This is a genomic window from Ornithinibacillus sp. 4-3 (assembly GCF_040958695.1).
GTDB lineage: Bacteria > Bacillota > Bacilli > Bacillales > Amphibacillaceae > CALAMD01.
The window spans coordinates 1,705,498-1,717,993 of the sequence record NZ_CP162599.1; the positions used below are offsets into that span (position 1 = coordinate 1,705,498).

12 protein-coding genes are annotated in these 12,496 nt (G+C 33.2%); 11 read left to right on the top strand and 1 reads right to left on the bottom strand.

Translation table 11 applies throughout. The annotated features are described in order from the left end of the window. Positions 1–351: 351 nt before the first annotated feature. Together AB4Y30_RS08205 and AB4Y30_RS08210 are read left to right on the top strand one after the other, a co-directional pair. Complete coding sequence (locus tag AB4Y30_RS08205; RefSeq protein WP_368654995.1) at positions 352–1,671, top strand: Y-family DNA polymerase; 1,320 nt, start codon at positions 352–354, stop codon at positions 1,669–1,671. Beyond that, the gene (locus tag AB4Y30_RS08210) at positions 1,668–2,090 is read left to right on the top strand and encodes a hypothetical protein (protein ID WP_368654996.1); all 423 of its coding nucleotides are present in this window, start codon (positions 1,668–1,670) and stop codon (positions 2,088–2,090) included. The genes AB4Y30_RS08205 and AB4Y30_RS08210 overlap by 4 nt, the downstream gene beginning before the upstream one ends. Before the next feature lie 44 nt (positions 2,091–2,134). On the opposite strand, the gene AB4Y30_RS08215 is transcribed toward AB4Y30_RS08210, so the two are convergent. Then, entirely contained in the window at positions 2,135–2,998 is an 864-nt protein-coding gene (locus tag AB4Y30_RS08215; protein WP_368654997.1) for a Ku protein, read from the bottom strand. A gap of 96 nt (positions 2,999–3,094) precedes the next feature. On the opposite strand from AB4Y30_RS08215, the gene AB4Y30_RS08220 reads away from it, so the two are divergent. The 9 genes from AB4Y30_RS08220 (at position 3,095) to AB4Y30_RS08260 (ending at position 12,396) form a co-directional block, all read left to right on the top strand. Continuing rightward, positions 3,095–4,870, top strand: coding sequence for a DNA ligase D (locus AB4Y30_RS08220; RefSeq protein ID WP_368655197.1), 1,776 nt, complete (start codon positions 3,095–3,097; stop codon positions 4,868–4,870). 194 nt (positions 4,871–5,064) lie between these two features. Then, complete coding sequence (locus AB4Y30_RS08225; protein ID WP_368654998.1) at positions 5,065–6,099, top strand: ABC transporter permease; 1,035 nt, start codon at positions 5,065–5,067, stop codon at positions 6,097–6,099. A 1-nt stretch (position 6,100) separates the two neighbouring features. Further along, positions 6,101–6,787 (top strand): ABC transporter ATP-binding protein, encoded by a 687-nt coding sequence (locus tag AB4Y30_RS08230; protein ID WP_368654999.1) that lies wholly within the window; start codon positions 6,101–6,103, stop codon positions 6,785–6,787. Between the two features lie 144 nt (positions 6,788–6,931). Beyond that, the gene (locus AB4Y30_RS08235) at positions 6,932–7,612 is read left to right on the top strand and encodes a response regulator transcription factor (RefSeq protein WP_368655000.1); all 681 of its coding nucleotides are present in this window, start codon (positions 6,932–6,934) and stop codon (positions 7,610–7,612) included. Beyond that, complete coding sequence (locus AB4Y30_RS08240) at positions 7,609–8,988, top strand: sensor histidine kinase (RefSeq protein WP_368655001.1); 1,380 nt, start codon at positions 7,609–7,611, stop codon at positions 8,986–8,988. The genes AB4Y30_RS08235 and AB4Y30_RS08240 overlap by 4 nt, the downstream gene beginning before the upstream one ends. 150 nt (positions 8,989–9,138) lie before the next feature. Further along, positions 9,139–9,528 (top strand): hypothetical protein, encoded by a 390-nt coding sequence (locus tag AB4Y30_RS08245; protein ID WP_368655002.1) that lies wholly within the window; start codon positions 9,139–9,141, stop codon positions 9,526–9,528. A 328-nt stretch (positions 9,529–9,856) separates the two neighbouring features. Further along, positions 9,857–10,192 carry an ArsR/SmtB family transcription factor gene (locus AB4Y30_RS08250; protein ID WP_368655003.1) on the top strand — a complete coding sequence of 112 codons (336 nt, stop codon included), beginning with the start codon at positions 9,857–9,859 and terminating at the stop codon, positions 10,190–10,192. A gap of 42 nt (positions 10,193–10,234) precedes the next feature. Beyond that, positions 10,235–11,233 carry an NADP-dependent oxidoreductase gene (locus AB4Y30_RS08255; protein WP_368655004.1) on the top strand — a complete coding sequence of 333 codons (999 nt, stop codon included), beginning with the start codon at positions 10,235–10,237 and terminating at the stop codon, positions 11,231–11,233. A gap of 173 nt (positions 11,234–11,406) precedes the next feature. Then, positions 11,407–12,396, top strand: coding sequence for a zinc-dependent alcohol dehydrogenase family protein (locus AB4Y30_RS08260; RefSeq protein WP_368655005.1), 990 nt, complete (start codon positions 11,407–11,409; stop codon positions 12,394–12,396). Positions 12,397–12,496: the final 100 nt, after the last annotated feature.

Below are 12,496 nucleotides of genomic sequence, written 5' to 3' on the forward strand. Positions count from 1 at the left end.
TTAAGGAGAGATTAATTATGTGTTGCGAAGATTCTATCAGGGCGTTATATAGGAGTAGACGTAGAAGAAAACGTAGAATATTTATTTGTGAATGCTGGGAAGTAGATAGATGCAACCATCATCATCATTGTGGATGTAGCTGTAGCCATCGTTGTCGACCTGAATTTGAATGTAGATGTAGAGAGAAATAAGATTATCCATCCCTTCACATTGTGAGGGGATTTTTTTATTTACTCCTTATTTTGTTGGTGAAAACATTACATACATATTTTACCACTTCTAATTAAGAACAAATGTTCCTATAATAACATTAGATGGAAGCATATATTCGTATTTATAGGAGCGATATGAATGGAAAGGTTTAGTGAAGATATAGTGATGATGGATTACACAAAAGAGCCAAGTCGAGATATCATGTGTATTGATGCTAAAAGTTTTTTTGCCTCCGTCGAAGCATCTGAACGTAATCAACATCCTTTAGAAGCAAGAATCGCTGTTGTTTCCAAACCAAATAATCAGGGTGGCTTAGTGTTAGCCTCGTCTCCACTTGTTAAAAAAGAATATGGAATTAAGACAGGAACTAGAGTCTATGAAATTCCTCGTAATGCCAATATAGAAATTGTAGAACCGCGCATGGCATTATATTTAGAAAAAAATTTAGCTATCTTACGTATTTTTAAACGATATGTTGCAGATGAAGATGTGTTGGTTTATTCAATTGATGAGTCGTTTCTTGATGTATCAAAATCTCACGCATTATTTGGATCGACAGACGATATTGCGCAACGTATTCAAGACGATGTATGGAACGAATTACGACTCGTTTTAACGATAGGCATAGGTGATAATCCTCTGTTAGCCAAACTTGCACTTGATCATCAGGCAAAACATGATGATCAAAACAGATTTATTGGTACGTGGAGATACGAGAACGTCCCCAATACCGTGTGGAAAATAGAATCTTTAAGTGATTTTTGGGGAATTGGCAGCAAAACAGAACAAAAATTAAGACGAATAGGCATCCATAATATATTTCAACTAGCACAATACGATGTGAATAAGTTAAAACAAAGATTTGGGGTATTGGGACAGCAACTTTACTTTCACGCTCATGGTATAGATAGGACTATGTTATCTGATGTCTATATTCCTAAAAGTACGTCTTTCAGCAGAAATCAGATATTAAATAGAGACTATACCAATAAACATGACATTGAGATTGTTATTCGCGAAATGACTGATGAAAATGTTACTAGATTAAGAAAGCACAAGCTAGTCACTGGTGTAGTGAAGCTATACATTGGATATTCAAAAAATATTAATCAAAGCGGATTTAACCACCAAATAAAAATTGATCCTACAGATAACTCCAGACAATTAAAAGGATACATGCTGTTAATTTTTAATAAATATTATGAGTATTTTCCTGTACGAGTGATTAATGTTACATTTGGAAAGCTACAGCCTAAACGATTATTACAATTGAGTTTATTTGATTCCATTGAGGATACTATTATTAGTGATAATTTAGACGATACAATAAGCCATATACGTGCCAAATACGGCTATACATCATTACTACATGCTTCTAGTCTAACGGACGCTGGAATGGCTAAGTTTCGTGCTAAATTAGTCGGCGGCCATAGAGCGGATAAGGAGGAAGATCAATGAGACAATTTTCCATACCAAAACGATGGAATGTTATTAAAGTTACACCAGAACAATTTGGATATGAAGATAGGGGTATTGTTAAATGGTTTGGTATGATGCTGAGCGACCATTCAGAAGCGCTAAAAAAAGAAGAAGTAGACAGACAAATGCTAACTGTAGCTCCTAAGAATAAAATGACGGAAATAGAGATTTCAAAAGCGTTATTCCATGCTAATGCAGATGATTACCCAATTTTGATTCAAGCAAATATCATAAAAAATGGCAATTATTACAAAGATATTGAGTGCAAAGTGCTAGGCTATGATGATAATCAAATATATTTACTGCTCAGAGATGGACGCACAGTTAGTTGCACACTAGATCAAATAAGAAATGTGGAATGTATGGATTCTTTTGAATGGTATGATAAGATGCATTAATATGAATAAGCCCCTCACTTTGATCAGGTGAAGGGCTTTATATATTATGAAGTAATTTTTTTCTTCGCAGTTGTTTTTGTAGCTGTCTTTTTCTTTACTGGTTGTTTTTTCGGTTTTGACTTAGGATTATCTTTTTTTGCACGATTAAGCGATTCTTGGAGCGCATCCATTAAATTAATTACATTATCTGGTTTAGCTTTAGATTCTCCACCAATTTCAATTTCTTCATTATTTTTCTTCGCTTCGATTAATTCCATAAGTGCTGTACGATAATCATCTTTGTATTTTTCTGGTTCAAACTCTGTGGTCAACTGATCTATAAGCATCTTCGCAGTGTCTAATTCTTTTTTCATGACACTTTCTTTATTAGGCACATTTGGCACATCTTTAACGTTACGTACTTCATCTGGGTAATGAATTGTTTCCACTACTATGGCATCTTTATATACTCGAATTACTGCAAGTTGTTCTTTGGAGCGAATCATCATCTTCGCAATCCCGATTTTTCCAGTATCGGTTAAAGCCTCTCGCAATAGCGCATATGCTTTTGAACCCCCTTCGTTTGGGGATAAATAGTAGCTTTTCTCAAAATAAATAGGATCAATTTCTTGCAGTTGTACAAAATCAATGATTTCTACAGCTTTATCTTCCTGTTCCTTTTTGAGAGCTTCCAGTTCCTCATCATCTAAGATGATAAATTTATTTGCAGCATATTCATACGCCTTAACAATATCCTCATTTTTAACTTCTTCCTCACAGTTAGGGCAAGTTTTTTCATATTTAATAGGTGTCTTACATTTCTTATGCAGCTGTCGCAATTTAATATCCTTATTCTCAGTTGCAGCGTGCATCTTAACAGGAATATTAACTAGACCAAAACTGATTGTTCCTTTCCACATTGTATGCATTTTCTATCTCCTTTTTTAACTTATTTTGCTATTTAGTTAGTTTTTTATACAAAAAATGAGACATCCTATTAAGTAGAGGTGATACATGTGGATTGGATGAAGCCAATAGAAAGAACAGATATTCCAGAAGGTGACGAATGGATATATGAAGTAAAATATGATGGATTTTTTTGTAGATTAAAATGGTTAGATGATAAGAACATTATTTTAATAAGCAAAAATAATCAAGATATCTCCAGTAAGTTTCCAGAGATTATTAAAGGCTGCTTGGATAATTATAGTTACTTTAAACACAAAATTCCTCTTGAATTAGATGGAGAACTTGTCATCTTGAATCATCGCTACCAAGCTAATTTTGGTCTTATACAGGCTCGTGGAAGAATGAAAAGCGTTGAGAGAATAGAAAAACGGGCAAAACAAAGACCAGCTACTTTTATGGCATTTGATATTACAGAAAAAAGCGGAAAGAGATTGCATCAACAAAATTTATCGTTTCGTAAAGTAATTCTTCATCAACTCCTGCAGTCAATTCCTGATAATCCGATTTTAAAATATGTAGAAACCTTTACATCCATTCAAGAAATCCAGAAGGTTGTTTCTACATCTAAGAGTGAAGGCATCATTGCAAAGCGAAAAGATAGCGCTTATCAAAAGGGAAAGAACCATCATGACTGGTATAAGATTAAAAATTGGAGAGTGATTCAGGGGATATTAACAGAGTATAATCCTAGCAATGGATATTTTACTGTTAACGTATTAGATGACGAAAATTTAATAAAGATTGGCATATGCAAGCATGGGTTATCAAAAAAATCAGTGGAAACTGTTCAAAATCTCTTTAAAGAGCAAGGTAATTTTTCTAACGGTACTTATCACTTACCCCCAGCAATAACTAGTACAATCAATACATTAGATTTACATGGTGGGGAGTTGAGAGAACCTAATTTTAAAAGCATTAATCCAAATATTCCTTATACAGAATGTACACTGGATAAATTACAACTAGATATGGCTCAAATGCCAATAGATGTGTCCAATACCGATAAATACTTATGGTCAGATGTTTATACTAAAAAAGATCTTCTAGTCTATATCCGGGAAATATCACCCTGGATGTTGCCATTCTTAAAACAACGTGCTTTAACAATTATCCGTTACCCAGATGGGATTAATAAAGAATCATTTTTTCAGAAAAATCTTCCTGATTATGCACCAGACTATTTATTATCTAATGATGCTGATTTTATCGTATGTAATCAGCTAGAAAGCTTAGTTTGGTTGGCAAATCATGGTTCTATAGAGTATCATGTACCGTTTCAACAGTTAGGGCAGACTACACCATTAGAAATTGCATTTGACCTTGACCCGCCCGATAGAGAACATTTTACACTGGCAGTAAAAGCAGCGCGATTGATAAAACAGATATTAGACGACCTAAAACTTGTATCTTATGTAAAAACGTCGGGAAACAAAGGTCTGCAAGTGCATATTCCTATTCGTAGTGGGAGTATGACATATGAAGAGACAGGCGTTTTTACGGAGGCAGTTGCAAAAACTTTGGAACAGGCATACCCGAACGATTTCACTACGGAACGTCTGAAAAAGAATCGTAAAGAAAGATTATACATTGATTATCTACAGCATGGTAAAGATAAAACATTAATTGCTCCTTATTCACCTAGGGCGACAAAAGAGGGAACAGTTTCCACTCCTCTATATTGGCATGAAATTCATCAAGGTTTAGATCCAACAGCGTTTACAATCACTAATGTAGCAGATCGAGTAAGAGAGATAGGATGTCCATTTACTGATTACTTTGAGACTGGAATTAAGCAACAGATGCGTAAAGTAATAAAAATGGTTAGGAACTAAAAAGAGAGCAATTGCTCTTTTTTTAGTATTGCAATTGATTTATAAACATCCTTATTTTCGATACAATTACCACGAATTTCTGTATATATCTCGGTCCTCCATATAAGTGCTACTAAATGTAATTTGCTGTTCATCTTCTGTTCACATTCGATAGATAAGCTATAGATGTTAACAGAGATTGGAGGAAATTAGAGATGAATATTGCATGGAAAGAAATAAAGAAAAATAAAGTAAGATTTTTGATTCTAGGTTCAATCGTTTTTCTTGTTAGTTTATTAACATTTATCATATCTGGTTTGGCAAATGGATTATCGCAGGACAATGCTGCTCTCATTAAAGATTTACCAAAAGGGCAATTTTACATGAATGAGGATGCAGATGAAACTTATAACCTATCAAAAATAAATAATGATTTACAAGAAGAGATATTAAATGAACAAAAAGATGCTGTGGCATTTTCTATTCAAATGGGTTTTCTAAATGACAAGGATGATAAACAACAAAGTGTTGCGTTTGTTACTTCTACCGATTCAGGGTTATTTGAAAATGTTAAACCAGGAGAAGTTATATTAGATAGTTCATTGAAGGATAAAGGTATAAAAATTGGGGATACATTAACGAATAATCAATTTAGTGGCGAGTTTATCGTAAAGGGATTTGTTGATCAAAAGAAATATAGTCATACCCCTGTCGCTTATATAAACATGGAAAATTATCAAGAAATTTATCGAGTTATGGAAATGCAATTACTTTTTATACCAAGGGGAGATGCTTCACAAAAATTAACTGGATTACAATCATTTTCAAATAAAGATTTTCTTAATACGATCCCAAGTTACAATGCAGAACAAATGTCTTTAAATATGATTGTTTGGTTTTTAGTTGTAATTAGTGGAATGCTGTTTGCTATCTTTTTCTATATGATGAACGTTCAAAAAATTGGTTTATACGGTATTTTAAAAGCAATTGGTGTAAAAACAAGTAGATTATTTAAAATGATGTGGACACAAATGCTTTTTATTACAATCATTGCACTGATTATGTCGATTACACTAAGCCAAATTTTCAATATGGTTGCACCTGAAGGAATGCCCTTTCATTTAACCTTTGCAACAACAGTACAATTATCTATCGTCTTTCTAATTATTGGCTTTATTGGAGCTACACTCTCAGGTTTACAAATCAAAAAAATTGAACCATTACAAGCAATACAACAAGGAGAGGTTTAATATGACAATTATCACACTTGATGAAGTAAGAAAAACATTTACTAATGGTGAAATAGAAGAAGAAATATTAAAAGGAATAAATCTTTCCCTTAGGGAAGGGGAGGTAACCGCATTAGTAGGTGCATCAGGCTCTGGTAAAAGTACGCTCCTTACAATAGCGGCAGGCCTACAACCTGCTTCAAATGGGAAAGTTATATTTGATGGTAACAATATGACTGCTATGAATGCTGAACAGGTACGTAAAATAAGATCAAGTAAATTTGGCTTTATCTTTCAATTTGCTCATCTTGTTCCTTTTCTCACAGTTAAAGAACAATTAGTGCTCATGCTAGATGTTTCTGAAACAAAATTAAAGAAAAATGAACAAAAAAGGGAAGTTGATAGAATCCTAAAATTAGTTGAAATGGACCATCGTGAAAATGCTTATCCATCTTCCTTGTCGGGTGGAGAGAGGCAACGAGTTGCAGTCGCTCGTGCAATCATTCATAAACCTAAAATAATTTTCGCGGATGAACCAACTGCAAGTCTAGATTCGAAAAAATCTAAAGATGTTATAGCATTGATTCGAGAGTTAACTAAAAACTTGAATATTACTACATTAATGGTTACTCATGATGAAGAAATGCTCTCATATGCTGACCAAGTTATTAAAATGAGTGATGGAATCGTTTTACAAAGTAGAGATTAAAGTTCTACATAATATAGGGGAAAGCTTAATTAACAGCCTAAACGTTTTTAAGTGGCTGTTAATTTGCTATTATTTATTAGATATACTTTTAATCGAATAGATGAACAAAAAACTAATATTTTGATTAAAATAGGAGAATACAAAATGACAACTATTCTAATTGTAGATGATGATATTAATATTTTAAAGCTAGTAAGTATTCACTTATCCGAATCTGGGTATAAAATATTTCAAGCAAAAGATGGTATTGAAGCATTGGGAGTTCTTAATAGAGAATCATGTGATTTAGCAGTAGTGGATGTGATGATGCCTTATATGGATGGTTATGCATTAACAAAGGAAATTCGAAAGAAATATGATATTCCAGTAATTCTTTTAACAGCTAAAAGTCATATTGAGGATAAAGAAGAAGGATTTAGATCAGGGACAGATGATTACCTGGTCAAGCCATTTGAACCAAAAGAATTAAACTTTAGAATAGAAGCTTTATTGCGACGATGTGATAAACAATTAGATGAATCTATTATTCGCTTAGGTAGTACAACTATAAATAAAAGAAATTATGAGGTTCAGATTAGGGATAGAACGATTCTTTTACCTTTAAAAGAATTTGAACTATTGTATTTTTTGGCTTTAAATTCAATGCAAGTATTTTCTCGCGATCAACTAATAGAGCATATTTGGGGTTTGGATTACGAAGGGGATGAACGAACAGTAGATGTTCATGTGAAAAGATTAAGGGAACGATTTTCTAAATTGACGAATGATTTTCAAATTAAGACAGTACGTGGAATTGGATATTCACTGGAGGCAAATCGCAGATGAGATCACTTTATGTGAAATTTGTTGTGATAACCATTGGCATTATGATTATTAGTGGAATTTTTGCTTTTTTAATTTCCAATGCGTATTATCAGCAAAAGTTAAAACCTTATAATGATCATAAAAACACAAAGATTGCATTAGATATTGCTGAATTTACCGACAATCATCCGGAGATAAATCTTAATGAGTACTTGGAAAATATCTCTTCTATTGGCTACCAAATTTTCTTGGTTGATAATTCTGGAAAGGAATCCTATTTTGGTGCACCTTTTAGGGAATATAATCTAGCTAATTCTACTAAAGAACAAGTATTAAACGGAGAAATTTTTCATGGTATTCTAGATTTTCCACAGGAAACATTTGTTACAGGTTTTTTTGCAAATGAATTAAAGAATACGATTGGTGTACCGTTAACACATAATGAGGAAAAGTATGCTCTTTTTCTAAGACCAGATATTAAGCTTCTTTTTAATGAGATGCATATTTTATTTGGCTGGTTACTAGCATTAACGATTATTTTAAGTATCATTATGGTTATTTTTAGTACTAAATATTTAATTAATCCAATCTTAAAACTTACAACAGCTACCAAATCACTTGCTAATGGCAATTTTAATGTTCATCTTGATATTAGTCGCCATGATGAGCTAGGAGAGCTTTCACATAGTTTTTCACAAATGGTTAAAAAACTGGAGCAAATGGATGATATGAGGAAAGAGTTCACCTCGAATATTTCCCATGATATACAGTCACCTTTATCTAATATAAAAGGGTATACAAATCTATTGGAAAATGACTCAATAAGTCAAGAAGAAAGAAGCACTTATATTTCTATCATCAACGGAGAAATTCAAAGGCTCTCTACATTAACGAAACAATTACTACTACTTGCTTCACTAGATAGTGATGAGGATATTTTGAAAAAAGAGTCATTTAATGTTGGAAAACAAATGAAGGAACTAATACGCAACTATCAGTGGCAAATGGCTGAAAAAGATATTACGCTTGAGTTTACATTACCAGATGTAGAAATCAATGGAGATAAGTCTTTACTTCATACGGTTTGGGATAACTTGTTAACCAATGCCATCAAATACAACAAAGTGAATGGAAATATTGAAATATCAATTGAAGAGAAAGAAAAATCCGTATTGATAACCTTTGAAGATACAGGAATAGGATTAAGTGATAACGTGAAAGAAAGAATCTTTGATCGTTTTTATCGAGTAGATACCTCACGGACACATTCAGTTGAGGGGACTGGATTAGGATTATCAATTGTTGCTGCCATTGTTAAACTGCATGGTGGATTAATTCATGTGGATAGTATAGAAAATAAAGGAACTACCTTTGCTATTGAACTACCTGTAAATTAGTATTATTTATATATAAAATCAGGCAAATTGCTCTATTTGTTTTCAACTTAATTTTTATAAACGTCTGTTCACACTCCGTTCATATTCAGGAAGTACATTATAGATGATTAATTTATAAAAATATGATGAACAAATAGGAGAGAAGTCAGTATGAATAAAAATAGTAAAAACTTATTACGATTTGCAGGGATTTTTGGGTTGATTGGAGCAATATTAGGCGCACATATGGCTGGTTCAGGTTCATATGCATTTAGAGCGGTTCATGCACATATTCTTGTTGTCGGTTGGTTAACTCTTTTTGGATGGGCAGTTTTCTATAAGATTTTTCAAACAACAGAAACCGTTTTGACAAAGCTGCATGTTTGGAGTGCGATAATAGGATCTATCGGCTTAACAGTAGGAATGTGGTTATATATGGTTAAACCATTTAATCTACCTGAAGGTGTCACTTTATTCATTTATATCGGTGGGGGAGTAGCATTACTTCTGAGTTTTCTACTGTTTTTCCTGTTAACATTATTTATTAAGGAAAAAAAATAGTTATCTTTGAATTACACTGGTAATTGGGCCAGATGATTAAGAACATGGCAATTTTATTGTATTAAGTCGCTCAACTCTAAATACAAAATAGAATGTTTATAAACAGAAAAGTCCGGACTAGGATTCATAATTCTTTAATTAGAATTTGAATGACTGCGAACTTTTCTTCATTTAAATACCTTTATTGAATCAATGAAACCCTAAAATTTATTCGTCTCGATTTTCTTTCCCAATATTGCATAGGAAATCGTAATCGTATATCGTTTTATTTAGTTATTTGGTTCATCAACTTAAACTATTAAACTAATTACAGGAGGTATTTAATTGAATGAATAAACTTGACCAGCTAAATACTATCAAGGAAGACTTTATTAATTGTCAAAAAGTCCTACTGGCAATTGGAGATGAAACACGTCAATCAATTTTATTAGTTTTAATGGGAACAGATTGTCAAACAGGATTGCGTGTAGGTGAAATTACTGAACAAACACATCTTTCGCGACCTGCAGTGTCACATCATCTTCGGATTTTACGAGATGCTGGTGTTATTTCCATGCGTAAAGAAGGTACAAAAAACTTTTATTATATTGACGTACGTACAAAGTTAAGTTTATTAAAAACACTTGTGCTAGATATTGATAAATACATGCAGAATTTTTACTAAACGTGTTGAAATACAAATAGACATGAGCTGGAGGTATGGACAATGAAAGCAATGATTATTGATAGATATGGAAAAGTTCCAATGCGCCTAGTAGAAATACCCACACCTGAAATAGATGAACATGAGGTACTTGCAGAAATTCATGCAGCTAGTATTAATCCTATTGATTTCAAAATACGTGATGGGAAAGTGAAATTACTACTTAGATATAAAATGCCTCTTATCCTTGGTAATGACTTTTCTGGTGTCATAGTAAAGATCGGCTCAAAAGTGACACGTTTTAAAGTTGGTGATGAAATATATGCACGTCCACGTAAGAGTAATATCGGTACTTTTGCGGAATATATCTCCATTCATGAAGATGATATCGCCTTAAAGCCTAAAAACTTGAGCTTTGAGGAAGCAGCATCCATCCCATTGGTTGGATTAACTTCTTATCAAGCCTTACATGATATAGTGCAATTACAAAAGAGACAAAAGATTTTGATTCAAGCAGGAGCTGGTGGAGTTGGTACTTTTGCAATCCAACTGGCGAAATTAATGGGTGCGACTGTTGCTACAACTGCCAGTAAAGCCGGTTCGGATTTAGTAAAATCTCTTGGTGCAGATAAAATCATTAATTACAAAACAGAGAAATTTGAAGATATCCTGGAAAATTATGATGCGGTATTCGATACACTTGGAGGCAGTACACTCGAAAAATCATTTAGAATTATAAAAAACGAAGGAAAAATTGTTTCCGTTTCAGGATTGCCAAACGCTCGATTTGCTAAAGAATATGGTTCCGGATTTTTTAAAACCTTATTGTTTTCAGTAGCAAGTAGTAAACTTACGAAACTTGAAAAAAAGCATAATGTTCAATATACGTTTTTATTTATGAAGCCGAGTGGCGAACAATTGCGTATTATCGGAAACTATATAGAGACTGGTAAAATTAAACCTGTTATTGATAAAATTTATTCTTTTGAAGATGCTCAAAAGGCGATGGAATATGCAGAGTCAGGAAGAGCTAAAGGAAAAATAATTCTAAAAATGAGATAGTTACTAAATATAGAAAACTGTTCATGCTTGTCTAATCAATGTCATTGGGATTTACTTCTCTGGAACTTAGTTACACCATATAGAGTGAAAAAATAGCTTTGCTTACTATCCAACAGACAATATCTTCCTAGAATGATAAAATTAATTTAATTTATTTTTAAGGAGAATTATACTTGAAAGCGAAATGTGTTAAGTTTTACGAATTTGGCGAACCTACAAACGTTTTAAAAGTGGAAAATAAAAACATTCATCCTCTATTAAGAGGAGAAGTTCTTGCCCGCATGAAGGTTCGCCCAATTAATCCTTCTGACTTAATTCCAATTAGAGGAGCATATTCTCATAGAATCTCTTTGCCAATCATTCCAGGCTATGAAGGAGTTGGAGTTATTGAGGATGTGGGGGAAGGTGTTTCTAGGCAATTAATAGGAAGGCGTGTTTTACCATTAAGGGGCGAAGGAACTTGGCAGGAATTTGTTAGAGCTTCTGCTGATTTAGCAATTACAATTCCTAATTCTATTAATGATTATGAGGCATCCCAATTGTATATAAATCCGATAACTGCATGGGTCGTTTGTACAGAAATCCTAAAGCTAAAACCTGGTGATACTTTACTTGTCAATGCAGGCGGATCATCTATCAGTCGAATCTTCGCTCAACTATCTAGGATTATTGGTTTTCGAATGATAGGAGTAACAAGAAATAATCATTATACAAGTGAGCTACTTCAGTTAGGCGCTTTTGCTGTTATTAATACATCTCAAGAACCGCTATATGATTCCGTTATGGAATTAACGAATAGATTTCGTGCGACTTCCGCAATTGATTCAATCGGAGGTCCAGAGGGAGCAGAATTAGCATGTTGTGTTCGACCTAAGGGTGACTTTTTAACTATTGGTCTATTATCAGGAATTCCTGTAGATTGGAAGGCAATATCACAAAAGACAGAAGTAAATTTTAAATTATTCCATTTACGACATTGGAACCAACAAATATCTATACATACTTGGCATGAAACCTTTGAAAGGCTTATAACTTTCATTACTGAGAAAAAATTAGCATTGATGAGGAATGGATCTCAATACAACTTGTTAGATGTAAATGAAGCTGTCCATATGTCTGATTCTCCTAGACAAAATACAGGGAAGATCTTTTTGACAAGTTGAAGAAATGATTAATTAACCACTTAAACTTGAAGAAGACATAGTGTTGAGTACGAGTAGGTTGTTAAATTTTATACAACCAAGCGTAAAAGTCGAATTAAAT

Coding starts and splice junctions, on each gene's coding strand:
- AB4Y30_RS08235 (WP_368655000.1), top strand. CDS start 6,932: ATGACAACTATTCTAATTGTAGATGATGATATTAATATTTTAAAGCTA.
- AB4Y30_RS08225 (WP_368654998.1), top strand. CDS start 5,065: ATGAATATTGCATGGAAAGAAATAAAGAAAAATAAAGTAAGATTTTTG.
- AB4Y30_RS08230 (WP_368654999.1), top strand. CDS start 6,101: ATGACAATTATCACACTTGATGAAGTAAGAAAAACATTTACTAATGGT.
- AB4Y30_RS08205 (WP_368654995.1), top strand. CDS start 352: ATGGAAAGGTTTAGTGAAGATATAGTGATGATGGATTACACAAAAGAG.
- AB4Y30_RS08210 (WP_368654996.1), top strand. CDS start 1,668: ATGAGACAATTTTCCATACCAAAACGATGGAATGTTATTAAAGTTACA.
- AB4Y30_RS08240 (WP_368655001.1), top strand. CDS start 7,609: ATGAGATCACTTTATGTGAAATTTGTTGTGATAACCATTGGCATTATG.
- AB4Y30_RS08220 (WP_368655197.1), top strand. CDS start 3,095: ATGAAGCCAATAGAAAGAACAGATATTCCAGAAGGTGACGAATGGATA.
- AB4Y30_RS08255 (WP_368655004.1), top strand. CDS start 10,235: ATGAAAGCAATGATTATTGATAGATATGGAAAAGTTCCAATGCGCCTA.
- AB4Y30_RS08250 (WP_368655003.1), top strand. CDS start 9,857: ATGAATAAACTTGACCAGCTAAATACTATCAAGGAAGACTTTATTAAT.
- AB4Y30_RS08215 (WP_368654997.1), bottom strand. CDS start 2,998: ATGCATACAATGTGGAAAGGAACAATCAGTTTTGGTCTAGTTAATATT.
- AB4Y30_RS08245 (WP_368655002.1), top strand. CDS start 9,139: ATGAATAAAAATAGTAAAAACTTATTACGATTTGCAGGGATTTTTGGG.